Origin of the sequence: Prochlorococcus marinus str. MIT 0918, from assembly GCF_027359415.1 — a bacterium.
GTDB classification, from domain to species: domain Bacteria; phylum Cyanobacteriota; class Cyanobacteriia; order PCC-6307; family Cyanobiaceae; genus Prochlorococcus_E; species Prochlorococcus_E marinus_C.
In genome coordinates, this window is sequence record NZ_CP114780.1 from 1,476,483 (window position 1) to 1,500,202 (window position 23,720).

At 36.6% G+C, this 23,720-nt stretch carries 25 protein-coding genes; 8 read left to right on the forward strand and 17 right to left on the reverse strand.

What is annotated here, in order from left to right; translation table 11 throughout:
- Window positions 1-19: 19 nt before the first annotated feature.
- The 8 genes from rplL to gloA all read right to left on the reverse strand — a co-directional run bounded on the left by rplL (window position 20) and on the right by gloA (window position 6,762).
- Entirely contained in the window at window positions 20-412 is a 393-nt protein-coding gene (gene rplL, locus O5636_RS07975; RefSeq protein WP_269622274.1) for a 50S ribosomal protein L7/L12, read from the reverse strand.
- A gap of 57 nt (window positions 413-469) precedes the next feature.
- A complete protein-coding gene (gene rplJ / locus O5636_RS07980) occupies window positions 470-997 on the reverse strand; it encodes a 50S ribosomal protein L10 (RefSeq protein WP_269622276.1) in 528 nt (175 codons plus the stop codon).
- A 234-nt stretch (window positions 998-1,231) separates the two neighbouring features.
- Entirely contained in the window at window positions 1,232-1,939 is a 708-nt protein-coding gene (gene rplA / locus O5636_RS07985; protein WP_269622277.1) for a 50S ribosomal protein L1, read from the reverse strand.
- 81 nt (window positions 1,940-2,020) lie between these two features.
- Entirely contained in the window at window positions 2,021-2,446 is a 426-nt protein-coding gene (gene rplK, locus O5636_RS07990; protein ID WP_269622278.1) for a 50S ribosomal protein L11, read from the reverse strand.
- Between the two features lie 121 nt (window positions 2,447-2,567).
- Window positions 2,568-3,185 (reverse strand): transcription termination/antitermination protein NusG, encoded by a 618-nt coding sequence (gene nusG / locus O5636_RS07995; protein ID WP_420063793.1) that lies wholly within the window; start codon window positions 3,183-3,185, stop codon window positions 2,568-2,570.
- Window positions 3,186-3,271: 86 nt separating this feature from the next.
- Window positions 3,272-3,514: a preprotein translocase subunit SecE gene (secE, locus tag O5636_RS08000; protein WP_269622280.1), complete on the reverse strand. Its 243-nt coding sequence runs from the start codon at window positions 3,512-3,514 to the stop codon at window positions 3,272-3,274.
- 93 nt (window positions 3,515-3,607) lie between these two features.
- Entirely contained in the window at window positions 3,608-6,325 is a 2,718-nt protein-coding gene (locus O5636_RS08005; protein WP_269622281.1) for an ATP-dependent Clp protease ATP-binding subunit, read from the reverse strand.
- A 35-nt stretch (window positions 6,326-6,360) separates the two neighbouring features.
- On the reverse strand, window positions 6,361-6,762 hold the full coding sequence (gloA, locus tag O5636_RS08010; protein WP_269622282.1) for a lactoylglutathione lyase: 402 nt from the start codon (window positions 6,760-6,762) through the stop codon (window positions 6,361-6,363).
- Between the two features lie 145 nt (window positions 6,763-6,907).
- On the opposite strand from gloA, the gene eno reads away from it, so the two are divergent.
- Complete coding sequence (gene eno, locus O5636_RS08015) at window positions 6,908-8,206, forward strand: phosphopyruvate hydratase (protein ID WP_269623567.1); 1,299 nt, start codon at window positions 6,908-6,910, stop codon at window positions 8,204-8,206.
- Between the two features lie 37 nt (window positions 8,207-8,243).
- On the opposite strand, the gene O5636_RS08020 is transcribed toward eno, so the two are convergent.
- The 3 genes from O5636_RS08020 to O5636_RS08030 form a co-directional block, all read right to left on the reverse strand.
- A complete protein-coding gene (locus O5636_RS08020; protein ID WP_420063766.1) occupies window positions 8,244-9,848 on the reverse strand; it encodes an ABC1 kinase family protein in 1,605 nt (534 codons plus the stop codon).
- 71 nt (window positions 9,849-9,919) lie between these two features.
- Complete coding sequence (locus tag O5636_RS08025; RefSeq protein ID WP_269622284.1) at window positions 9,920-10,228, reverse strand: hypothetical protein; 309 nt, start codon at window positions 10,226-10,228, stop codon at window positions 9,920-9,922.
- A 43-nt stretch (window positions 10,229-10,271) separates the two neighbouring features.
- Window positions 10,272-10,778, reverse strand: a complete 507-nt coding sequence (locus O5636_RS08030) for a hypothetical protein (protein ID WP_269622285.1) — start codon at window positions 10,776-10,778, stop codon at window positions 10,272-10,274.
- Window positions 10,779-11,042: 264 nt separating this feature from the next.
- Here O5636_RS08030 and O5636_RS08035 point away from each other — a divergent pair, with 264 nt between their 5' ends.
- Window positions 11,043-11,999 carry an NAD(P)/FAD-dependent oxidoreductase gene (locus O5636_RS08035; protein WP_269622286.1) on the forward strand — a complete coding sequence of 319 codons (957 nt, stop codon included), beginning with the start codon at window positions 11,043-11,045 and terminating at the stop codon, window positions 11,997-11,999.
- 25 nt (window positions 12,000-12,024) lie between these two features.
- Here O5636_RS08035 and O5636_RS08040 read toward each other — a convergent pair whose 3' ends face one another.
- From O5636_RS08040 to O5636_RS08050, 3 genes are read right to left on the reverse strand one after another with little or no spacing between them, the layout of a single operon-like run.
- Complete coding sequence (locus O5636_RS08040) at window positions 12,025-12,306, reverse strand: P-II family nitrogen regulator (RefSeq protein ID WP_269622287.1); 282 nt, start codon at window positions 12,304-12,306, stop codon at window positions 12,025-12,027.
- A gap of 10 nt (window positions 12,307-12,316) precedes the next feature.
- On the reverse strand, window positions 12,317-13,309 hold the full coding sequence (locus O5636_RS08045; RefSeq protein WP_269622288.1) for a sodium-dependent bicarbonate transport family permease: 993 nt from the start codon (window positions 13,307-13,309) through the stop codon (window positions 12,317-12,319).
- Between the two features lie 23 nt (window positions 13,310-13,332).
- Entirely contained in the window at window positions 13,333-14,988 is a 1,656-nt protein-coding gene (locus O5636_RS08050) for a SulP family inorganic anion transporter (protein WP_269623568.1), read from the reverse strand.
- A gap of 163 nt (window positions 14,989-15,151) precedes the next feature.
- Here O5636_RS08050 and hemB point away from each other — a divergent pair, with 163 nt between their 5' ends.
- From hemB to O5636_RS08075, 5 genes are all read left to right on the forward strand, one after another.
- On the forward strand, window positions 15,152-16,150 hold the full coding sequence (hemB, locus tag O5636_RS08055) for a porphobilinogen synthase (RefSeq protein ID WP_269622289.1): 999 nt from the start codon (window positions 15,152-15,154) through the stop codon (window positions 16,148-16,150).
- A gap of 70 nt (window positions 16,151-16,220) precedes the next feature.
- The gene (locus O5636_RS08060) at window positions 16,221-16,616 is read left to right on the forward strand and encodes a VOC family protein (RefSeq protein ID WP_269622290.1); all 396 of its coding nucleotides are present in this window, start codon (window positions 16,221-16,223) and stop codon (window positions 16,614-16,616) included.
- A 19-nt stretch (window positions 16,617-16,635) separates the two neighbouring features.
- Complete coding sequence (locus O5636_RS08065; protein WP_269622291.1) at window positions 16,636-19,053, forward strand: endonuclease MutS2; 2,418 nt, start codon at window positions 16,636-16,638, stop codon at window positions 19,051-19,053.
- A gap of 280 nt (window positions 19,054-19,333) precedes the next feature.
- A complete protein-coding gene (gene cgtA / locus O5636_RS08070; RefSeq protein ID WP_269622292.1) occupies window positions 19,334-20,323 on the forward strand; it encodes an Obg family GTPase CgtA in 990 nt (329 codons plus the stop codon).
- Between the two features lie 82 nt (window positions 20,324-20,405).
- Complete coding sequence (locus O5636_RS08075; RefSeq protein ID WP_269622294.1) at window positions 20,406-20,588, forward strand: hypothetical protein; 183 nt, start codon at window positions 20,406-20,408, stop codon at window positions 20,586-20,588.
- Window positions 20,589-20,649: 61 nt separating this feature from the next.
- Here O5636_RS08075 and O5636_RS08080 read toward each other — a convergent pair whose 3' ends face one another.
- The 3 genes from O5636_RS08080 to O5636_RS08090 form a co-directional block, all read right to left on the reverse strand.
- Window positions 20,650-20,868, reverse strand: coding sequence for a CP12 domain-containing protein (locus O5636_RS08080; protein ID WP_269622295.1), 219 nt, complete (start codon window positions 20,866-20,868; stop codon window positions 20,650-20,652).
- Between the two features lie 202 nt (window positions 20,869-21,070).
- Window positions 21,071-21,712 (reverse strand): DUF2301 domain-containing membrane protein, encoded by a 642-nt coding sequence (locus O5636_RS08085; protein ID WP_269622296.1) that lies wholly within the window; start codon window positions 21,710-21,712, stop codon window positions 21,071-21,073.
- Between the two features lie 43 nt (window positions 21,713-21,755).
- A complete protein-coding gene (locus O5636_RS08090) occupies window positions 21,756-22,736 on the reverse strand; it encodes a glutathione S-transferase family protein (RefSeq protein WP_269622297.1) in 981 nt (326 codons plus the stop codon).
- Between the two features lie 55 nt (window positions 22,737-22,791).
- On the opposite strand from O5636_RS08090, the gene O5636_RS08095 reads away from it, so the two are divergent.
- Window positions 22,792-23,715, forward strand: coding sequence for an aspartoacylase (locus O5636_RS08095; protein ID WP_269622298.1), 924 nt, complete (start codon window positions 22,792-22,794; stop codon window positions 23,713-23,715).
- The last annotated feature ends 5 nt before the right edge of the window (window positions 23,716-23,720 follow it).

Sequence of the window (23,720 nt, forward strand, 5' to 3'; positions counted from 1 at the left end):
AGTCAGAAGCAATTGGAATTTACTTAAGAGTTACTTTTCCGCCTGCATCCTCTATAGATTTCTTAAGGGCTTCTGCATCCTCTTTGGATGCACCTTCTTTAATAGTTTTAGGAGCAGCTTCAACCATAGCTTTTGCGTCTCCTAATCCTAGCCCTGTTGCATTCCTAACTTCTTTTAGGACTTTGATTTTTGCTGATGGCTCAAAACTTTCGAGCACTACATCAAATTCGGTTTTTTCTTCTGCGGCACCTTCACTATCGCCACCAGTGGCGCCAGGAGCAGCCATGACAACGCCAGCAGATGCGGCGGCGGAAACACCGAAGGCCTCTTCTATTTGCTTAACAAGCTCTGAGGCTTCAAGTAATGAAAGGCTTTTTAAGGACTCGAGAATCTCGTCTGTTTTTGAAGACATGATTTGAATACGGCAGATATTTAGGGAGAAAAAGATTTAGTCGAAGGTTGAGCTGAGTTAACTTTTAGTATTCTCAGCATGTTGATTTAGTGATCTGGCTAGACCAGAAGGAACCTCATTAATGCCAACTGCAATTTTTGTAGCAATCGCATTGATTGAACCAGCAATTTGAGCCATAAGGACTTCTTTGGAAGGCAATGCAGCTATTGCTTTTATTTCGTCCTGACTAAGGAGTTTGCCTTCAAAGAGGCCGCCTTTTGTTTCGGATTTTTTGGTTTCCTTTTGAAAAGCTTGGACAGCTTTCAGAGCACTACCTACATCGCCTTTTACAAGAACAAATGCATTTGTGCCACTTAACAACGATTCAAGGCCTGACCAAGAAGAATTACCATTAATTGCTTGGCGCATCAAGGTGTTTTTAGTTACCTTGCAAATGCCGCTGCTGGGCTCTAATCGAGTTCGCAGATCTGACATTTCTTTAATGGTTAAGCCCCTGTAATCAAGAACTAAAGCCATTTCAGCTTTATCGAGGAGGCCTTTAATCTCTTCGACAATTTGTTTTTTGCTCTCCAGCGTGCGGCCCATAGTTAATTGGATCGAATCGGGGGAAGAAGCCGGACATACGGCCGTATTTTCTCTAGTGAAAGAGACGAGGCCGCTGTCGATTCAAACCAATTAGGAAAATCGTGTTGCGTCTACCTCGGCAGGACTTTTATATAGAATCACTAAATGTGGTATTTAGTAATTTTAAACCTGCTGTCTTAGGCCGGGCGCATGCCCGTTTGGCTAAGCCAATCTCTCTAAGATACAGCAAAGGGGCTACCCTTCGTCTGCACTGTCTTGCAACGAAGCCATATCTACCTCTACGGAAGGCCCCATAGTGGAACTTAAATAAAGACTTTTCCAGTAACGGCCTTTTGCTCCACTAGGTTTATTTCGATCAATTGTTCCATGTAAAACTTTTAAGTTCTCTAGAAGGTCTTCTGCTGAGAAGCTTGCTTTCCCAAAACGAACGTGAATAATTCCTGCACGGTCTGCTCTGAACTCAAGTTTTCCAGCTTTGAATTCTTTGATTGCATTCCCAAGATCAGTTGTGACAGTTCCAGCTTTCGGATTGGGCATTAGACCTCTAGGTCCAAGTACTCGGCCTAATTTGGCTACCTTTGGCATCATGTCAGGTGTAGCAATTAAAAGATCAAAATTCATCTCTCCTTTGTTTATAGATTCAATTAATTCTTCTTCACCAGCTAAATCAGCACCTGCTGCACTTGCTTCAGCTACTTTTTCACCTTTAGCAATAACAGCTATACGTACTTTTTGCCCTGTTCCTTTTGGGAGAGTAACTGTTGTTCGAATTTGTTGATCAGTATATTTAGGATCAATTCCTAAACGAGCATGAGCCTCTATGGTTTCATCAAATTTTGCAGTTGCATTTTCTTTAACGAGAGAAATTGCTTCTAGAGGTGAATAGGGCTTATCTTCTATTTTTGAAGATAAGGTTGTCATTCTTTTGGAGAGTTTTTTCATAAGAGAGTAGGGGTGCTGTCGACAAATTTGTCTCCCCCTTGATAGTTGGGAAGCCTACTTGAAAAGGAAATAAAGAGAAAATTAATCCGTTATGGAAACGCCCATGTTCCGAGCAGTCCCTTCAATAACCCTCATTGCTGATTCTATGTTGTTGCAATTGAGATCGGGCAATTTGGTTTTGGCGATTTCTTCAAGCTGAGCACGATTTATACTACCTGCTTGCCCCTTGGCTGATTCCCCTGATCCTTTAGGGATTCCTGCAGCCTTAGTAATTAGGACTGATGCAGGGGGGGTTTTGGTGATAAAAGTAAAACTTCTATCTTCAAAGACAGAGATTTCAACAGGGATAACAAAACCGGCTTTATCTTGAGTTCTGGCATTGTATTCTTTGCAGAATGCCATAATATTGACTCCATGTTGACCTAAAGCTGGGCCAACTGGAGGCGCTGGATTAGCTTTGCCAGCCTGCAGGGCTAACTTGATCACAGCTACAGTTTTCTTTGCCATCTTCTTGAAAAGGGATTAATTACGAATTGCCTGGTTAAAGGAAAAGTTTGTTAAAAGGTTTTGGTCAACCTATTGGTTTGTATGCCCAGAACTAATTATGCATGAACAAGGAATCAGTTAGTTAATTCTGTTTATTAATTTGAGAGAATTCTAGTTCTACTGGAGTTTCTCTTCCAAAAATTGAGAGTAGAGCTTTTAGTTTGCTTCTTTCTCCAGAGACTTCTATTACTTCGCCTTGGAAATCTTTAAAAGGTCCTGAAGTGACAATAATTTGATCGCCTTCAGTCAAATCAAGCTTAACAACAGTTTTCTTTTCTGCTGCTCGTTTGAAAATCCTATTTACTTCTTGCCTGCTTAGTGGTCTTGGTTTTATATGACCTCTTCCTTTCCCAGTAGAGCGACGATCTTCAGCTCCAACAAAATTAATTACATTAGGAGTGCTCCGAACAGCCATCATAGTGTCTTCATCAAGGATCATTCGAACAAGTACATATCCAGGGAATACTTTTTCTTCGGTAGATTGCCTACTGCCATCTTTTTTTAATTTTACAGCAGGTGTGTGAGGAATTTCAATTTCTATAATTCTATTGCTAACTCCCAGAGTCACTGCTCTTTGTTCAAGTGTGGCTTTGACTTTTTTTTCACAACTGGATGCAACCTGAATTGCATACCATCTTGCGATACTGGTTTTAGCTGAAGAAATACCTTCGTCTTCTACTTGAGAATTAGGTAGATCCATTATCTCTAAGGGTTCTTGAATCGTGGGATCAATCTCTGACACTGTTAAGAGGAATTAGGTGGATGGAAAAGTTGAAAATTCTTGGTTCAACGGAAAATGTGTGATGCGCCCCAACCATAAAAACGGCTTACAGCTGCAATTGATGCTGCAGATAGTGAAACCATTAATATTACGGCTATTGATTCACTAAAAAGTTGTTGCCGACTGGGCCAGACAACTAATTTTAACTCATCGATAGTTGAGCTAAGAAAACCTTTGTTAATTGAAGGTTTATCTTCACTATCAATAGAATCTGGTTTTGGGCTTTCTTGAGGAGTTGAACTTGTCACGGTGTTTAAGCTTGAGGCTAATATGGCCTGCATGCAGGAGAATTATTCATCCGGCAAGCTAATAGCCTAATTGATAGTCTAGATATCATTATTTTAATTTTCTGCCAAAAATTCTAAAGAATTTGGATTTTCGTCAGAAGTTATTACTCTAATAGCTTTTGCTCCTATAAATTTATCTTCTAATAATTTTGTGGCTAAGGGATTTTCTATGCGCCTTCTAAGAATTCTGCTTAAAGGTCTTGCTCCATACTCAGGTTCATAGGCCTCTAGCGCCAGTGCTTCTATAGTTGCGTTATCAATTCGAAATTCTAAATTTTGTTCAGCAAGTAGATTTGTGAGATCTATTAATTGAAGTTGAATTATTTTCTTTAAATTCTCTTTGTTAATAGGACTAAAGCGAATGATTTCATCTATGCGATTTAAGAACTCAGGTCGAAATTGTTGATTTAATGCTTTTTCAATAGTTGCATCAAGGTTTGCTTCAAGATCATTTTCAGCTTGGATTTGTTGTTGTAATAACTTCGCATTCTCTAAGATTGCTCTGCTTGCAAGATTGCTTGTCATTACAACAACAGTATGGCGAAAGTCAATCGTTCTTCCTTGAGAATCAGTTAATCGTCCATCATCAAGGACTTGTAAAAGAATATTAAATACATCTGAATGAGCTTTTTCTATTTCGTCTAACAAAAGAACTGAATATGGTTTTCGGCGAATTGATTCGGTTAATTGTCCACCTTCTTCGTATCCAACATATCCAGGAGGTGCGCCTATCAATCTTGCGACAGCATTCCTTTCCATAAATTCACTCATATCTAGTCTTATCAGTGCCTCAGACTCGTCAAATAATGAAGCAGCCAAAGTTTTAGCAAGCTCTGTTTTACCTACTCCTGTAGGCCCTAAAAAGAGGAAGGAGCCTATAGGTCTTCGTTTGTCTTTCATGCCGGCTCTAGCTCTTTTTATTGCTGCAGCAACTGCTTTTACAGCTTCAGGCTGGCCAATTACTTTATTTGCCAAATCTTTTTCTAAGTCCAATAGCTTTTGTTTTTCTCCCGCAAGGACTTTGTTGACCGGTATTCCAGTCCAACGAGCAACTATATCTGCAATATCTTCTTCTTCAACTTGATATTTTATAAGTGTATTATCATTTTCAATAGAATAGTTAATTTCATATATTTTTTGTTTGAGATCATTTAAGGTTTCATTTTTAAGTCTTGCAGCCTCTTCCAGGTTCCCTTCTTCTTCTGCTTTTGCGAGTAATACTTTAGTGTCTTCTTCATCTTTATTTAATTCATTTAATTCTTCCATTAGTTCTTTTTCTTGTTTCCATTTCTTAAGCAAATTATTTAGATGTATAGCTGTTAAATCTATTTCTTTCTCAATATTTTCTATTTCTCCTAATTGACTAAATTTTTCTCTATCTATTAATTTAAGTTCTAACTCATTAATTTTAGACTCAGTTGCTAAAATAATCTTTGGTTTGTTATTAGCTTCCATCTTTAATTGTGCTGATGCTTCATCAATCAGATCAATAGCTTTGTCAGGCAGGCAACGATCACTTATATATCTGTCTGCAAAACGATTTGCAGCAATTAAAGCTTCATCAGTAATTTTAACTCCATGATGGCTCTCATAACGCTCTTTAATTCCTCGTAAAATCTCTACACTTAAGTCAATATTTGGCTCTTTAATCATTATTTGTTGGAACCGTCTGTTCAATGCTTGATCTTTTTCAATTGTTCTACGATAATTTTCTGGAGTAGTTGTACCAATACATCTAATATCTCCTTTGGCCAAAATTGGTTTTAATATACTTCCAGCATCAGTACTAGATCTTTCAGGACTAAGAATTGTATGCAAATCATCTATAAATAAAACAACACCTGATTTCGTTTTGCTTGCTTCTTCAAGAATAGATCTAAGTCTTTCTTCAAATTGACCTCTAAATTTTGCACCTGCTATTAATGCACCAATATCTAATGAAATAAGTTGCAAAGATTTTATTGAATCAGGAACTTCATCAACTACTATTTTTTGTGCTAATAATTCAGCTATAGCTGTTTTCCCTACTCCTGGTGCGCCAATTAAAATAGGATTATTTTTACCTCTTCTAGATAAAACTTTAATAGTTAAATGAATTTCTTCTTCTCTACCAATGACAGGATCTAATTCTCCTTTTTTAGCTGCCAGAGTAAGATCCTTCCCATAGATTTCTAATGGACTAGGCTGATTTTCTATTTTTAATGGTTTTACAATCTCAACTGAATCACTCCTAATGATATTGGACGGTTTGATTTCCCTGGTTTGATCATTTTTAATTGAAAAATTGCTATTCGTAGTATTTCTATTTAATATTTTCTTCGATTTGATATTTTTAGGTAACCGCCTTAATTCCCCTTCTAAAATTTCACTAGTGAGGCCTAACTCGTTAAAAATTTCAGTACCAATTCTTTTATCTCTTCCAATAGCTATAAGTAAGTGTGATATCTCTATGAACTTTGAACCCCACCTGCAGCGAAAATTATTTGCTGTATCGAAAAGAATTTCTAGATCTTCCCCAACAAATAATTTATTTGATTTTGTAGTTTCTATACTTGCAAGAAACTCTTCTAACTTATCTAAAAGTTCAGCTTGATTAATTGGTAATGCATTAATTGTTTCCTGATAGATTCTTTCTGTAAAAAGGACTTGAAGCAGGTGTTCTATATCTAAGTATTCATGTCTCCACCTTTTTGCTTCTTCTTCGCTAGCAAGGATTAGATTCCATGCATCATCACTAAAACAGTCAGGATTAGTGGTTAAGCTTTTGGACATGGTTTGTTTTTGGCTGGTCATATAAGAGATCTGATTTATTGGTTCAAATTTCTTGAGGAAATTTCAATTAATTCAATTTTGTAGCCATCTGGATCTTCTATGAAGGCAATAATTGTTGTCCCATGTTTCATTGGCCCAGGTTCTCTAGTTACTGTGCCACCATTTTTTTTAATTGATGCACATGTTTCATATATATTTCCAACTCCAAGAGCAATATGACCAAAACCATTGCCCAAATCATAATTCTTTGTATCCCAGTTGTAAGTAAGTTCAAGTACTGTGCCCTCCTCTTCTGACGCATATCCTAAAAATGCAAGCGTAAATCGACCAGCGGGATAATCTTTTTGCCTTAAAAGTTTCATGCCAAGTGTTTTGGTATAAAACCAAATGGATTTTTCTAAATCTCCAACACGCAGCATTGTGTGAAGTATTTGCATGTTGTGATGCCTATTTTTGGATAATTTATATCTTTTTCCTTTAATAATTTCGCTTCTTCCAAGCTTTGCAAATACCTTAAACTTAAAAAATAGTGACTCAATGGGTCTAAGAACTCATAAGATTGAAGAAAAGCTAATTTTTCACGTGATTGATTCTCTTGATCTAGTAATTGATACAATCTTTGCGAGAGAGGTTCTAGACTCAAGGGGGAATCCCACTGTTGAGGCTGAAGTTTTACTAGAAGGAGGAGCAAAGGGAAGAGCAATTGTCCCCAGTGGCGCAAGTACAGGGGCCTATGAGGCCCATGAACTTAGAGATGGTGGCAAAAGATATATGGGGAAGGGAGTTACAAAAGTAGTTGAAAATATTGAAGAACGTATAGCTCCTTCTCTTTGCGGTTTATCAGCGTTTGATCAAGTTACTGTTGATTCTGTAATGCAGGAGCTCGATGGAACCGCTAATAAAGAGAATCTTGGAGCAAATGCAATCCTTGCTGTAAGTATTGCTACGGCAAGATCTGCAGCTAATGCTCTTGATATGCCTCTCTATCGTTACTTGGGCAATCCTATGTCTACATTATTGCCGGTGCCATTAATGAATGTAATTAATGGAGGTGCTCATGCTGCCAACAATCTTGACTTTCAAGAATTTATGTTAGTTCCTCATGGTGCTAAGACTTTTCGAGAATCGTTGAGGATAGGCGTGGAAGTTTTTCATACTCTAAAAAATCTTCTGAGTGATAAGGGTTTATCTACAGCAGTTGGAGATGAAGGTGGTTTTGCTCCAAATCTTTCAAGTAATAAAGCGGCAGGGGATTTGCTTGTTCAAGCAATAGAGAAAGCTGGTTTTATTCCGGGAGAACATGTTTCATTAGCTTTGGATGTGGCCAGTACTGAATTTTTCAAAGATGGTTTTTATAGCTTTGGAGGCAGTAATTTTTCTAGTGAAGAAATGATAGAAGAGTTAAAAGTGTTAGTTAATTCTTATCCAATCATTTCTATAGAAGATGGATTGGCTGAGGATGATTGGGACGGATGGGAAATTTTGACTAGGGAATTAGGTGGAAAAATTCAACTTGTTGGAGATGATTTATTTGTTACCAACTCAACTCGTTTAAGTAAAGGAATTGACAAGAATATAGCTAATTCTATTCTTATAAAAGTCAATCAGATTGGCTCTCTAACAGAGACCTTGCAAGCTATAGATCTTGCAACTAGATCAGGATATACAAGTGTTATTAGTCATAGAAGTGGTGAGACAGAGGATACCACTATTGCAGACCTTGCCGTTGCGACAAGGGCTGGACAAATAAAAACTGGTTCATTAAGTAGAAGTGAAAGGGTGGCGAAATATAATCAACTGCTTCGTATTGAAGATGAATTAGGAGCACAGGCAGTATATGCAGGATCCAAAGGGTTGGGACCAAGAGGAAAAGCGATTTGAATTTTTTAATTAACAATCAATGAGTTAAAAGGGGTTTTTACTTGTTACCTTGAATTTTTTCAAGTTTTTCTTCTTTTCTAATTTTCAATTGCAACTTTAACCAACCCATTGTTATTGGGAACGCAATAGCGATAGGTAATAATGAATAAATAGCCTTATTGCTAGAACCTAAAAGTGCTGCTGATATTCCAAGACATCCAAGTAAAATAGATTGCCCCATTGATTGTTGCGCATTAATCATTCTACGAAGTTGCCTGTCAGACTCACCCAGTCTTATTTGAAGTTGAAGGTCTCCTTGTTCAAGTCTTTCAAGGCTTTCATCTAAACGCTTTGGCAAACCAACAGCTTTCGTCCCTATTTCACCAAATTGTCTACCTATTTCATTAATGAGATCATTAGGATTGTTTGATGTCATGAGAGGAATTAAGTATGGCTTTGTTATCGCTATTAAATTAAAGCTTGGGTCAAGACTTCTTCCTACTCCTTCAAAAGTGGAGAGGGCGCGCATAACAAAAATTAGTTCAACAGGTAGTCTAAAAGGCTGATTGTAAACTAATTCATAAAGATCTGCCGATAATTTTTCAATAGTATCTTTGCCAAATGGAGGAGTCAGACGCTCTTTTAGCATTATTCTAATTAATCTTCTTACAGGGCCTAAATCTATACCTTCTTCAAGTAGGCCACTTTCCTGAAATTCTTTTACTAGTTTTGAGGCATCTTTTAATGCTGCAGCACGTACCATTTTACCAAGTCTTTCTCTTAAACCATCTGAGACCATTCCCATCATTCCAAAGTCATAAAAGATAATTGAGCCATCAGAAGAAATAGCTAAATTTCCAGGATGTGGATCTGCATGAAAAAAACCAAATTCAATAAGTTGTTTTAAATAGTTGGATGCTCCTCGTTCTGCAATTTCTTTAGGGTTTAGACCATTCTTTAAAATTTCCTCTTGATTATTGATTTTAATACCAGGGAGATAATCTAAGCAGATAACTTTTTGTGAGCTTAATTCCCATATCACTCCAGGAATTTTAATTTGTGGATCTTCTAGAAATTGTTGTCGAAACCTTGCTGCATATTGAGCTTCTATTCGAAAATCTAGTTCTTTAAGTAAAACTCTTTTACATTCATCTGCGATCGCTATCCAATCACGACCTTTGCTGAAATATTTACTTTTTTGAAGTAAAACCGCAACTTGTTTCATGACCTCAAGATCAAGCTTGAAGAAGTTTTCTAACCCAGGGCGTTGAATCTTGAAAACGACTTGTCTTCCACTTCGTAAGCATGCTTTATGAACTTGTGCAATTGATGCTGCAGCAATGGGGACCTCATCCAGATCAATAATTTCTTTACAGCGTTCGCCTAATTCGATTTCTAATAAACTTTGAACTGTCTCAAAGTTAAATGGTGGGACTTTATCTTGTAAGCCTGCTAATTCGATAATCCAACTTTTGGGCAAGATATCAGGTCTTGATGAGATTAATTGGCCAAGCTTTATAAATGCAGAGCCAAGAGCAAGTAGTTCTTGTTTGAGCCATTTAGCTCTGTCCTTTTGCCGTTTTTCTTGTTTGTGAATTTGAAAGCCAGTTACATAGCTCCATTTTTGAGAGTCATACCATAGAAAAAATAGTAATAAAAACACTGATTTCCAAATTCTTACTGCTCGTATATTTCTACGAAATATTTTTTGTAAAATGTTAAACGAGTTCAAATTCAACCCTCAATACTTTTAGTTATTATTGAAATTTTTTCTCTGATTCTATCTATTTGATTTTGAGAACTTTCAGGCTCTTGATTTTGTAGTGGACTATCCTGGGAGACTGTCTCAGGATTGTTAATTGCATCTAGACGAAAAGCTTCATTAACAATTTCTTCTTTTAATGCATCCCATTCTTGTTCAATTCGATCCGGAGCATTCTTAAATAAAACAGATGCTTCGGAAATGGAAGAAACAATTATTTTCTCACAACGTACTTTTAGCCTGCTAACAGTGGCTCTTAGAAAAGTTTTAGATGACACCATAGCTCAACTTTAATAAATTCGACTTTATAAGATTTTGGAGTAGTTATGGCTTTGGAAGTGTTTTGAAAAGCCTATTAAAGAAACTTTTTTCCTCTTTTGACAAGCCATCAATTTTTATTTCTATGATTGGAGTCACTATAATATCATCATTTTTCGATAGATTGGATAAGTTTTCTTTGGCGAATTTTGATTGGTTTAATAGCTTAATTTTAGATATTATCTTTTTATCAGTTAAATCAGGATCATTTTCATCATTTTTTGATGAGTTATTCTTCATTAAGGATGTGTTTATTTTGGGTGCAAAATTTGAAATGTTATTTTGCTCTTTTATATCGGTTCTCCTTTGCAATTGATTTGAATTTTCAATTTGAATAGCTCCTTTTATAGAATCAATTTCAGTATATTTTTCTTTTATATTTTCTTGTATACCTGCTAGTTTGTTTTGTTGGTTTTCTGCCTTTAAAAAATGGTTAGTTATTTTGTAACCAATCGCAAGGCAAACACCAATTGTAAAAGGAAATAACCAGAATATTAGAATTTTTCTAATCATACTTAGTTTTTAATGCATGCATTTTAGTTCATCTATTCTAAAATTATACTATTTTTTTCTTGCTTAGAACTATTAAGCCTAAGAATTAATTTAATTGCTTCTATGTTGTAATTTAGTCTGTTAGACGATCAAAAACAATTTTTTTAGTTCTCAATAGATTTTGAAATAGAAATATTCTTGCTATTAAGCTTTGATTATTTTTCTTCTTTCTGCGTTCTAAGCTTTATAAAGTAATAGCAAAGCAATTTAACCCGAGGGTGAGTTTTGGAAACAATTGAAACAGATGTGGTGATAGTAGGAGGTGGCCCAGCTGGTTGCAGCTGTGCTCTTTACACATCAAGAGCAGATCTAAAGACAGTTATTTTAGATAAGAACCCTTCGGTTGGAGCTCTTGCCATTACGCATCAAATTGCAAATTATCCTGGAGTCCCAACGGATATGAGCGGAGAAGATTTATTGAATTTGATGAGAGACCAAGCTGTTAAATATGGTACAGATTACCGTCGAGCACAGGTTTTTGGAGTCGATGTCAATGGGGATTGGAAAACCGTATATACACCAGAGGGAACTTTTAAGGGAAGAGCGCTAGTTCTTGCTAGTGGCGCCATGGGCAGGCCAGCTTCTTTCAAGGGTGAAGCCGAATTCTTAGGACGAGGTGTTAGTTATTGCGCTACTTGTGACGGAGCTTTTTATAGAAATCGAGAAGTTGCTGTAGTTGGAGTTAATAAAGAGGCGATTGAAGAAGCCAATGTTTTGACTAAATTTGCATCTACTGTTCATTGGATTACATCAAGTGACCCTAAAGCAGATGATGCCCATGCTCAAAGTTTAATAAAACAATCTAATGTAAAACATTGGAGTAGAACTAGGTTGCTCGAAATACAAGGTAATGATCAAGGCGTGTCAGGAATCCTTTTGAAAAATCGAGCTAAAGAGGAGAATCAATTAGTTTCTACTGAAGGTGTATTTGTTTATATGAGTGGCTCTAAACCTATTACTGACTTTTTAGGGGATCAAATTGCATTGAAAGAGGATGGAGGTGTTGTAGTCGATGACTTTATGTCTACTACTTCTGAAGGAGTTTGGGCAATTGGTGATATTAGAAATACTCCTTTTAAGCAAGCTGTTGTCGCTGCATCAGATGGATGCATAGCTGCTATGGCTATTGATAGATTTTTGAATAGTCGTAAATCTATTCGTGTGGATTGGGTTCACACCTGAAAAATATATTCATTTATTTTCAAATTTATAATGGAGTTGCCTCGGATACATAGGCAACACCACCATAATAATTCAATATAGACTTTATATTTTCTCTTGTTTTATTAATAATATCTTCATCGCAAAAAACTATTACGTGTGCATTAGCTCCTAATCCTGAGAATTCCATATCTTCTGAAACTATTGTTTCAGGGCCTCTGCCAGTAGCATGTTTCATGACTGTATAGCCTGGTGCTCCTGCATTTTCAAGAGCAGTTAGAATTGCGTCTAATTCTCTCTCGCTAAAGATAAGATCTAATCTTTTCATTCTTGGTGCGCTAAGAAGGAATAAATGTGTTCACTAATCCCATATATAGTGGAATTCCAATAACTATATTAAAAGGAAATGTTAAACCAAGAGTAGTTGAAATGTAATAACTTGCTTTGGCTTCAGGAACGGTCATGCGCATAGCTGCTGGTACTGCAAGATATGATGCACTTGCACAAAGAACAGCAAATAATAAAGCATTACCAGGACCTAACACTAATGCTTTTGCGACAGCTATTCCCAATAATGCATTAAATAGAGGTATTAGTACAGCAAAAAATATTAGAAATGATCCTGCTTTTCTTAAACCAGGTAGTCTTTGGGCAGCGACTATACCCATATCAAGCAGGAAGAAGCACTCTGCGCCATAAAATAACTTGCCGGTAAATGGTTGCATTTTTTCAACACCGCTTGGATTATGTGCTGCAGTTAAAAATCCAATTAATAGACTGCCAAGAAGTAAATAAACTGATCCATTGAGAACAGACTCTCTTAATATCGTTCTCCATTTCATTGGTCTTGAATCTGGCCTTCGATTTTTTGTGCCTGCTATCTTTACTAAAATAAGACCAACAATAATTGCCGGCGATTCCATTAGTGCAAGAGCAGCAACCATAAAACCGTCAAAAGGTATATTTTGACTTTCTAAAAAACTTTCAGCTGTTATAAAAGTAACTGCACTTATTGATCCGTAAGCTGCTGCAATAGCTGCTGAATTGAATACATCAAGCTTAAGTCTGAGAATTACAAAACAAATTAATGGAATGACAAGAGACATAATTATAGCTGAACCAACAGTAGGTAATACTTGACCCCCTAACCCACTGCTTTCAAGTTCCATGCCCCCCTTAAAACCAATTGCTAAAAGTAGATATAAAGAAAATAGTTTTGGTAATGGTGCTGGAATCTCTAGATCAGAGCGAAGAACAACAGCAACTATTCCTAAGAAAAAGAAAAGGACAGGAGGAGTAAGTACATTTTGTAAGACAAGATTAGTCTCCATAAATTAATAGCTAATTGATGCTTTTAAACGTTATTAAGATCATTACTGGCTGCTTGAAGAGCTTCCTTCCTTGACCCAATTAGACCTTTCACTCCAAATTTAGATAATCTATCTTTCACTCTGCCGGTTGCTCCAGCGACATACGCTTTTCTTGAGTTAATTTGCGCTTCCTGCATCATATCTTCAATAGCTAATGTCGCTGTAACTCCTAGTCTAGGAACATCAGTAATATCTAAAATTAATATTTTGTAGTTTCGAATTAGCATCATTCTTTCTGTGATACCTTTAGCTGCTCCAAAACTGAGTGGGCCTTTAAGTCTAAATAGCATTACCTCACCAGCGCAACTTTCTAATATTTTTTGCTCATCCTCAGGTAAAGGTAGATCTTGCATTGAATTTTCAAGAGGGTTATCAGCATCCATTCCTTCTAATTGAGTTTGCGTAATTGAATCTATTGTGAGCATATTTGCAATAAAAACTCCCACTAGAACTGCCCAGATTAGATCCCAAAAGACAGTCATCAATAATACGCCATACATTACACTTGCGGTTTTTAAAGAAAGTTTGTGAGCTCTAAGTAAGAAACCCCAGTCAATAATATCTAGGCCAACTTTTATAAGAATTCCCGCAAGAAGGGCTGTTGGTATTTGTTCAGCAAGTGGACCAGCACCAACTAATACTATTAACAATACTATTGAATGAACCATGCCAGAGAGGGGGGTGGCTCCTCCAGATTTGACATTGATAACTGTTCTCATAGTTGCTCCAGCACCTGGGAGACCAGAAAACATTCCTGCTATAGCATTGCCTATCCCTTGTCCTATTAGTTCTCTATCTGAGTTGTGACGTGTTTGTGAAATATTGTCTGCAACTAATGAAGTTAATAAAGAATCAATTGCCCCTAATACGGCAAGAACTAAACCTGCTTTGAAAATTATTGGCAAATATTGATTAAAGCTAGGAAGATTAAAAGATGGAACTCCTCTTGGAATCTCTCCAATTCTATCTAATGCAGTATTTCCAAAAAGAACAATTGAGAGAGGAGTAACTATTAAAAGAGCTAAAAGGGGAGATGGAATCCATTGACTAACTTTCCTTGGAGTTAAGAAAACTATTCCAAGAGTCATTATTGCAACTCCAATTGCTGCTCCATTAGGTTCAAAATTAGAAAAAACTGTTGAGAGAGATTCTATTACGCCACCTCTAGTACTAATTCCTAATAGAGGTCCAATTTGCAACGCAATAATAATCACTCCAATTCCAGACATAAAGCCTGAAACAACTGAATAAGGGACAAGAGTTATATATTTACCAAGTTTTAATATCCCAAATAAAATTTGAAATAATCCTCCAATAACAACTGCAGCCATTACAAGTGGCAAAATTTGTTGAGCTGAAAGGTCTCTTGGTACACCTACTGCGGCAAGACTTGCAACCACTCCCGCAACTGTTACGCTCATAGGACCTGTAGGCCCACTTACTTGAGCTGGCGTGCCACCAAATAAAGCTGCTAAGAAACCAACAACGACAGCTCCATACAAGCCATATATTGCACCACCAGGACCAAGCGCTGCATTCCCAAAAGCAAGTGCTAGTGGAAGAGCTACTACTGCGGCTGTTACCCCTCCTAAAACGTCCCCTCTAATATTTTTCAGATGAAAACCATGAATCAGAGCCACTGAAAACTCTCCATTGTTCATTTAACTTGAAGCAGCTTATCTTGTAGAGGGTACTTATTGCATTTTTTGTAGAAACAAATTTAAAGCCATTTACGATTGATGTGGAACTAAAATGAGCCAGAGGAAGCTTTAGGCTCATTATTCATTTTACTTTGTTCATCATATGGACCTCACTTATCGGCCTCGACGACTTCGTAAAACACCAGCTTTAAGAAGTATGGTGAGAGAAAACATTATTACTCCTTCAGATTTTATTTATCCATTATTCATTCATGAAGGTGAAGAGGTTGAGCCCATTGGAGCAATGCCCGGAGCTAATCGATGGACTATGAATAGTTTGGTTGATGAGGTTAAAAGAGCTTGGAGCTTAGGAATCAGATGCATAGTTTTATTCCCAAAAGTTGCTGAATCTTTGAAAACAGAAGGAGGAGAAGAATGTTTTAACAAAAATGGGTTAATCCCCAGAGCAATTAGGAAATTGAAAGAAGAATTGCCAGAGATGACAATTATGACCGATGTTGCTTTAGATCCATATTCAATAGATGGACATGATGGAATTGTTAGTCAGGAGGGAGTGGTTTTAAATGACGAGACAGTAGAACATTTGTGTAAGCAAGCTATTGTTCAAGCTCAAGCTGGAGCTGACCTTATAGGACCTAGTGACATGATGGATGGACGAGTAGGTGCTATTCGTGAAGCTTTAGACGATGAAGGTTTTGAGAGCGTTGGAATTATTAGCTATACCGCAAAATACTCTTCTGCTTATTATGGACCTTTTCGAGAGGCACTTGACTCTGCTCCACGCGCTTTAAATTCTAAGCCAATACCCAAGGATAAAAGCACCTATCAAATGGATCCCTCAAATGCCAGGGAAGCTATTACTGAAGCGTATTTAGATGAGCAAGAAGGTTCTGATATTTTAATGGTTAAGCCAGGGTTAGCGTATCTCGATATTATTTATCGCATAAGACAAGAGTCAGAATTGCCTATTGCTGCTTACAACGTTAGTGGTGAATATTCAATGATTAAAGCTGCTGCTTTAAAAGGATGGGTTGATGAAAAGTCAGTAGTATTAGAAACTTTGTTGAGCTTTAAAAGAGCAGGCGCGGATTTGATTCTGACTTATCATGCATGTGACGCTGCTAAATGGTTACAAGATTAATGAAAATCATGAGTAAATTTGTTACTTATTTTTTATGTATTAGGTTATAGAGTATTAGAGAGAGCTTCAAATGTCTGCCTTAAAGTGTATAGCAAATGTTCAAAGACTTGGCCATGTAGCTATACGTGTAAAAGATGTCGAGAGGGCAAAATTGTTTTATATCAATTTAGGTATGAAACTAGTTTGGGATGATCAAGACTGGTGTTATTTAGAAGTTGAGCCCGGTAAAGATGGTTTGGCTTTGTTAGGACCTACTTATAAAGCTGCCGGGCCCCATTTCGCTTTTCATTTTACAGATAAAAGCGAAGTCGAAGATGCTCACAAGAATTTGATCAAATCTGGAGTGGAAGTTGGCTCGTTACATGATCATCGAGATGGGACAGCCTCGTTTTACCTTAAAGATTCTGAAGGTAATTGGTTGGAAATGCTTTATCACCCACCTGAAGGGATCTTTTCTAATCAATAAGACAGTGAGTAATTCTTGAATGGGCCTTATAGATAAGAATTCTGAATCATATATTGCTGATATAGCCTTTCAAGAAACCCTTGATTTATTGGAGTGGCCAAGGCTTTGCGAGCAACTTGCATCATTTGCATCTTCATCAGTAGGGAGGAAAAAATGCTTGCATTCTTCAATACCAAATAATTTTGAGACTAGTCATCAATATCTTGCAGAGACTTTAGAAATTGGCTCTTTAGATGAAGAGATTGAAGGAGGTATTAGTTTTCATGGCATAAATGATTTAGAAGATATTATTTTGAGATGTTCTAAAGGAGGTGTTCTAACTGGGATTCAATTATTGGAAGTTGCTGAAACACTAAGAGCTGCTCGTCGATTGCGTCGTCAAATTGAACAGCCAGAAATTAGGCCACACATATCCTCACTTGTTTCTAATTTCGTCACATTACCTGATCTACAAAGACGGATTGAATTCATGTTAGAAGAAGGTGGAAGAGTGGCCGATCGATCAAGCCAGCAATTGTTTGAATTAAGGCAAAAGGCGAGTCGATTGAGTGTTGAGAGAAAAGAATGTTTAAAAGAGGTTGTAAGGAGGCATCATGCGGTTTTGCAAACCACAGTATTAGCAGAACGTTTTAGCCGTCCTGTTATGGCATTAAAAGCTGGAGCACTTGATCAAATTTCGGGGACTGTTCATGACACTTCTGCTTCAGGTAATACGGTTTATATAGAGCCTCAAATTGTTATCCCACTAGGTAATAGAATATCTAAAATTCAAGACCAAATTTTAGTAGAAGAGCAGAGAATATTATCGGATTTAAGTAGTCAAGTAGGTAAAAACTTCGAAGAGCTTGAACATCTTTCTCAGGCTTTACCAAAATTGGATTTTGCTTTAGCAAGAGCACGATACGGAAAATGGATAGGAGGTATTGCTCCTTCGATAAAAAATGAACCCGAATCAGATTTTTTGATTCAGGAATTTCGCCACCCTTTGCTTGTTTGGCAAGAGCATTATGAAGATGGTGAGCCGGTTGTGCCAATTAGTTTTGAAATCTCTTCAAGTGTTATGTCTGTTATTATTACTGGCCCAAACACAGGTGGTAAAACAGTTACTTTAAAAAGCATTGGATTGGCGATTCTTATGGCTAAGTTTGGTTTGTTATTACCATCAATTGGCGAGCCTTCTTTACCTTGGTGCCATAAGGTTTTAGCAGATATTGGAGATGAACAATCACTTCAACAAAATTTATCAACTTTTAGTGGACATATAGTTCGTATTCGACGAATTCTTAAGACTATATCTACCGAACCTGGTCCCATAGTAGTGTTACTGGATGAATTAGGAGCAGGAACTGATCCTACTGAGGGTACTGCTTTAGCCCATGCTTTACTTATGACATTTGCAGATCGAGCAAGGTTGACTGTTGCGACGACACATTTTGGTGAGTTAAAAACTTTAAAATATAATGACACTCGTTTTGAGAATGCTTCAGTTGGTTTTAATAGCGATACTATTTGCCCTACATACCATTTGCAATGGGGTATTCCTGGAAGAAGTAATGCTTTGGCAATTGCAAACCGATTGGGTCTTGATGATTCTGTTATAGGTCACGCGAAGCAATTAATGAGAGTTAATGGTACCGAAAATGTAAATAGTATTATTGAAGGATTAGAAAAACAAAGAGAAAGACAACAGGAAGCTGCTGAAGATGCGGCTGCTTTGTTGGCTCGTACAGAATTGCTTCATGAAGAATTAATTAGCCGTTGGGAGAAAGAACGTCAACAATCTGAGAAGTTTCAAGAAAGAGGTAAAAAGAAGTTAGAAATTTCTATACTTGAGGGACAAAAGGAAGTTAAATCATTAATTCGGCGACTACGGGATAGATCAGCAGATGGTGAGATTGCGAGAACAGTAGGTCAGCGTTTAAAACGAATAGAAGCTGTACATTTTCAAGATAAAACTAACAAAGATAAGATTAACTGGTTCCCTAAAGTTGGGGATAGGGTGAGGTTGATTTCTATAGGCAAATCAGGAGAAGTCGTTTCAGTTTCAGATGATGGAATGCAGCTTACAGTTATGTGTGGAGTCTTTCGAAGTACAGTTGATTTAAGTGCTGTCGAAAGTCTTGATGGTAAAAAACCGAGTTTCACCAAACCATTATTTAATGTAAAAGCGAATCTTTCTTTAGGGGGCAATTCAAATATTAGAACCAAACGTAATACTGTTGACGTGAGAGGTTTAAGGGTGCATGAAGCTGAAGCTGTAATCGAAGAAAAATTCCGAAATACCCTGGGCCCTGTATGGGTCATACATGGTATAGGTACTGGTAGGCTGAAAAAAGGATTAACGGAGTGGTTGAAAAATCTCGACTATGTTGAAAAAATAACAATGGCAGAAAAGTATGATGGTGGAGCAGGCTGTAGTGTCGTATGGCTGAGATGATCTATTAATATTGATTGTAATTAATGCTTGTTGATAAAACAAGAACAATATTTATGTTAACGATTGAGCTATGTACTTTAAAGATGAGAGACATAATAGTTTTATTGTCTACTCATTACAAGTAAAAGAGATTTCGGAGACGTTATTCCTTATTGTTATTTTTTCTTGGCTTACGAATCGAGATTCTATATTTTTTATTGATACATTTGCATTATTGTAGTTTTAGAGGAAGTACATATTGTATTTGCTTTTCGTAATTCCTTGCTTTAGCTAGATTCAAATGCAGTTTATAGATCAAGCGCGTATAAAAGTAAGCGCAGGACGTGGCGGAGATGGAATAGTAGCCTTTAGAAGAGAAAAGTATGTGCCTGCTGGAGGTCCTTCTGGTGGTGATGGAGGTAATGGCGGAAATATAATTTTCCAAGCGGATGACAACCTTCAAACTTTACTGGATTTCAAGTTTAAGCAACTTATTCTTGCTGCTGATGGTCGAAGGGGAGGTCCTAATAAATGTACAGGAGCGTCTGGAAATGATTTAATACTTAAAGTCCCTTGTGGTACAGAAGTTCGACATATCAATACGGGAATTATTTTTGGAGATTTAACAGTTAATGGAGATACTCTGGTCGTTGCTTATGGCGGTTCTGGTGGGCTCGGTAATGCCCACTATTTAAGTAATAGAAATCGCGCTCCAGAGAAGTTTACAGAGGGCAAAGAAGGTGAAGAGTGGTTGCTTAATCTTGAATTGAAGTTATTAGCAGAAGTTGGAATTATTGGATTGCCAAATGCAGGAAAAAGCACATTAATTTCAGTCCTTTCTTCAGCAAAACCTAAGGTTGCTGATTATCCTTTTACTACTTTGATACCAAACCTTGGGGTTGTAAGAAAACCAACAGGTGATGGCACTGTATTTGCTGACATTCCTGGTTTAATAGCTGGTGCTGCTCAAGGTATAGGTTTAGGTCATGATTTTTTAAGGCATATAGAAAGAACAAAATTATTGGTTCACCTTGTAGATGCTTCTTCATTAAACCCTTTAGAAGACATCAAAGTTGTGGAAACTGAGCTTGAGGCTTATGGGCATGGTCTTATTGATCGTCCTAGAATTATGGTTTTGAATAAAAAAGAACTTTTAATAGCCGAGAAATTTAAAGAATTAGAACAGCAATTAAAAAAGGAACTTAGTCGTGAATTGATTTTTATTTCTGCTGCAATGAGTCAAGGATTAGATCTACTTCTAAGAAAAGTTTGGGAAAGCCTTAATACTTAATACTATTTATATATTTAATAGCAAAATAAGACTTGTCGAAAAGAGAAGAATTGGTCATAAATAGAGAGAGGTATAGTTTTTTATGAATTTTTACACTTGTTTTGATAATCAGGGTGAAGTTATCGCTCGCTGTCAAACATCTCAAGAAATCGAAGTTTTGAGGCGTATGGGCCGTCCTATTAAAGAGGTTAAGGAAATGAGGAGAGAGGAATCTATTGTTTGTTCTCTTACTGGCAGCCCATCAGATTTCAATATGGATTATTAATCTTTCTTTTGAGTGAGTGGGATTTAACTCATAAAAAAGAGTGGGCCTAAGCCCACTCTTTTTAATCATCATAGACTAAGCATTCAGGTTCGTCCGGATTGGCATCACAGAATAATTCCAAGGCATTAGGGTCATGCTTGTCTTCTGGATGATGTTCCTTATATTCCTCAAGAGAGTGTAGCTCCTCTTCGAGGTGACGGACTTTAGGAGAGTTGCCTTGAGCTTTGGCTGAAAGGATCTCAGTTTGATCCTTTTGAATGTGCTCATCAATGGATTTCATTTTCTTGGCTAAAGCATTCTCATTCAACTTACATACATTAAATTAGTTGAGGATTTGTGCCACGTTCGGTTATCAATAATTAGTTTGCTTTACAACACCTTTGGCCTAATACCGTATCCTTAGATACCATTTCCTCCATTTAGGTTTGTATTTGAGAATCTTTAAATTGCTTTTATTGAGGATATTTAACCAAAATAGAAAACTAAAAAGCCTCTTCGGCTTTAGTCCTTTTTAAGAATTCGAAAACACTCTTGTCTCCAATATCAGATGCCGCATCCATCCCAAACTTTCGAATTGCAAGGATGGTTAAAAGCATTGCAGATGAAATCAGTAAAAACATTATTATTTCGTTGCTAAAAAAATTGAACAAGTGGCTTAAAATGCTTAAAGGTAAAAGTAATGTTAGGCCTATAGCTTCTGGACGTCGAAAACAGAAAAACTCCTTAAACCCCAAACCAGTTAAAGCTGCAAAAGTAGGGCCAATTAGTAATGACAATAATGGATTGGAGGAAATGTTAGGTAATAACTCTGATGGATTTTCAGTTAAAAGAAGTATTGAAAGCCCTATTAATCCAAGAGCAGACAATGCTTGTAGAGTTTTATGAAGAAAACTAATATAAATATGAATCCATTTAAGAGCAAAGCCAAGTGAAATTGAAAGGATTAAAAGCCAAATCCATACATAATTTGGTCCTATTAGTAGCCAATTTATTAGTCCGCTTATAAATGAAATTCCACATATGAAAAGAGAAATTCTATACAGTTGAACTTCTTTTTGATCTTGAGAAGTGATTTTATATTTTCCATAAATACCTTCATACTCTTTCTCTAAAGCTGTGTTCATGATTTTTATGTAAGAAAATTAGGTTTTGATTTTTTTAATTGGATCATTTGTAATTGATTATTTCTTGTAAGTCTGGCCCTCTTGGAATAATGTTACTTGCGTTAAGAGGAAAAAGAGCACCATAGTAGTCATTGAGCCAATTATGTGAATTACAGGTTTTGGAAACTTTGGGTATGTTAAAAAATCTTTTACGCCATTCGAGAATTTTTGGAAAAGCTTGCAGAGATTTTTCAGAACATCCGAATAAGGGAGCATAAACTGATTCCCAACGAATAATAGTTGGAAATAATCTGATATCTGCAATAGTTATTTTATTTCCGCATAGCCAGGGTCCTTTTCTGGAAAGATGTTCATTTAATATTTTCATTGCTTTAAATAGGTCTTCACTCGCATTGTTATATGCAGTTTGATTTCTTGCAAAGCCACATTTATATACACCATTATTTATTGAAAATTGAATTAGCTCTTGCCAATTATTGATTTCTTTATGAAGATTTTGTGGGTTTAAATCTTCAAAGTTTTTATCTTCTGAAGGCCATTCATTAAGGACTTCTACTAATTGCGCACTTTCATTACCTAATAATTTGGGCTGGCTATTTGGAATTCCTTTTGGATCTATTAGTGCTGGAACTGTAGCTCTATGTTCTGGTGGAGAATTGCAAAGCTTGTAAATTTCAAGAAGGGAATTGCATCCTTTCCAAGCTGGATTTATTTTCCAGTTCCCAGCTTTATGATCAGCTTCTGCAATTAGCAAATTTAAACTACTCGATAAATTCTTAAGCTCATATATCAACCATGTTCTATGGGCCCAAGGACAACTCCTCCCTATGATTAATAGGGGTAATTCGTTTTTAGACCTTTGAAGTAAATCTTGCTTGTTAGGTATAGTTGCTTTTAGTGCATGACTAGGCTTTCTCACATAATTCCCTTGTTCGTCACAAGGTGCAAGGGCATTCATTAATTGATTCCATTGCCAGTTCCAACCTTTGCGAGCAGTTGTAACTATTCCAGGGGGTATTGACATAAAATCCAATCTTGTAGATATTTTCAGGTATGAGATGTTTTGTTTATAAAGCTTGATGTCTGATATTCAGGTTCTTTTAGTAGCTGGTACTCATGGTAATGAGATTAATGCTGCTTGGATTTTTGATCAATTTGAGGAAAATGAAAAGTTAATTGATTTTCCTGGTCTTGATATTCAAACTGTGATTGGGAATCCAATTGCTCGTAAAAATGGTTGTAGATATTTAGATAGAGATTTGAACAGAAGTTTTTCTAATGATTTGCTTAATAATTCTGGATTGAATAATTTAGAGATTGATCGAGCTCAATGGCTTCTTAGCAAATATGGTCCTGCTGGGACTAAGCCGTCAAAAATTGTTATTGATTTCCATAGTACAACTGCTGCTATGGGTTCTTCTCTAGTGATTTATGGACGTCGATCAGCTGATTTGGCATTAGCATCCATTATCCAAAATCGTCTTGGCCTTCCAATTTATTTACATGAGGGTGATCCATCCCAAAAGGGTTTTTTAGTTGAATCTTGGCCTTGTGGACTTGTAGTAGAAATAGGTCCTGTCCCTCAAAGTTTATTGAGTTCCCAAATTATTAAAAGCACTTTATTGATTCTTTTGACTTCTCTAAAAGAGATTATTAAGGCAAATTCTGACCAAGCAATATTCCCTAATAAAGTTGTAATTCATAGACATTTAAAAAGTCTTGATTTTCCTAGAGACAGATTAGGCCGAATAGCATCATTCATTCACCCCAAACTTCAAGGAAGAGATTGGTATCCTATTAAAGGTGGACACCCTTTGTTCGTAGATTTGCTTGGAAAAATTACTTATTTAGATCTTGAATCCTTTTCTGGAGAAGTTATTCCACTATTTATTAATGAAGCAGCCTATGCAGAGAAAGGCATCGCTATGAGCCTAACAAAAAGGGAAGTATTGGATCTTAGGAAAGAGGACTTTAAGCAACTTATTGAATTATTTAATATATAATTTCT

Excerpts from the sequence above, each read along its gene's own strand:
- rplL (WP_269622274.1), bottom strand. The coding sequence starts at position 412 with ATGTCTTCAAAAACAGACGAGATTCTCGAGTCCTTAAAAAGCCTTTCA.
- rplJ (WP_269622276.1), bottom strand. The coding sequence starts at position 997 with ATGGGCCGCACGCTGGAGAGCAAAAAACAAATTGTCGAAGAGATTAAA.
- rplA (WP_269622277.1), bottom strand. The coding sequence starts at position 1,939 with ATGAAAAAACTCTCCAAAAGAATGACAACCTTATCTTCAAAAATAGAA.
- rplK (WP_269622278.1), bottom strand. The coding sequence starts at position 2,446 with ATGGCAAAGAAAACTGTAGCTGTGATCAAGTTAGCCCTGCAGGCTGGC.
- nusG (WP_420063793.1), bottom strand. The coding sequence starts at position 3,185 with ATGGATCTACCTAATTCTCAAGTAGAAGACGAAGGTATTTCTTCAGCT.
- O5636_RS08005 (WP_269622281.1), bottom strand. The coding sequence starts at position 6,325 with ATGTCCAAAAGCTTAACCACTAATCCTGACTGTTTTAGTGATGATGCA.
- gloA (WP_269622282.1), bottom strand. The coding sequence starts at position 6,762 with ATGCAAATACTTCACACAATGCTGCGTGTTGGAGATTTAGAAAAATCC.
- O5636_RS08025 (WP_269622284.1), bottom strand. The coding sequence starts at position 10,228 with ATGGTGTCATCTAAAACTTTTCTAAGAGCCACTGTTAGCAGGCTAAAA.
- O5636_RS08030 (WP_269622285.1), bottom strand. The coding sequence starts at position 10,778 with ATGATTAGAAAAATTCTAATATTCTGGTTATTTCCTTTTACAATTGGT.
- O5636_RS08040 (WP_269622287.1), bottom strand. The coding sequence starts at position 12,306 with ATGAAAAGATTAGATCTTATCTTTAGCGAGAGAGAATTAGACGCAATT.
- O5636_RS08045 (WP_269622288.1), bottom strand. The coding sequence starts at position 13,309 with ATGGAGACTAATCTTGTCTTACAAAATGTACTTACTCCTCCTGTCCTT.
- hemB (WP_269622289.1), top strand. The coding sequence starts at position 15,152 with ATGGACCTCACTTATCGGCCTCGACGACTTCGTAAAACACCAGCTTTA.
- O5636_RS08060 (WP_269622290.1), top strand. The coding sequence starts at position 16,221 with ATGTCTGCCTTAAAGTGTATAGCAAATGTTCAAAGACTTGGCCATGTA.
- O5636_RS08065 (WP_269622291.1), top strand. The coding sequence starts at position 16,636 with ATGGGCCTTATAGATAAGAATTCTGAATCATATATTGCTGATATAGCC.
- cgtA (WP_269622292.1), top strand. The coding sequence starts at position 19,334 with ATGCAGTTTATAGATCAAGCGCGTATAAAAGTAAGCGCAGGACGTGGC.
- O5636_RS08075 (WP_269622294.1), top strand. The coding sequence starts at position 20,406 with ATGAATTTTTACACTTGTTTTGATAATCAGGGTGAAGTTATCGCTCGC.
- O5636_RS08080 (WP_269622295.1), bottom strand. The coding sequence starts at position 20,868 with ATGAAATCCATTGATGAGCACATTCAAAAGGATCAAACTGAGATCCTT.
- O5636_RS08085 (WP_269622296.1), bottom strand. The coding sequence starts at position 21,712 with ATGAACACAGCTTTAGAGAAAGAGTATGAAGGTATTTATGGAAAATAT.
- O5636_RS08090 (WP_269622297.1), bottom strand. The coding sequence starts at position 22,736 with ATGTCAATACCCCCTGGAATAGTTACAACTGCTCGCAAAGGTTGGAAC.
- O5636_RS08095 (WP_269622298.1), top strand. The coding sequence starts at position 22,792 with ATGTCTGATATTCAGGTTCTTTTAGTAGCTGGTACTCATGGTAATGAG.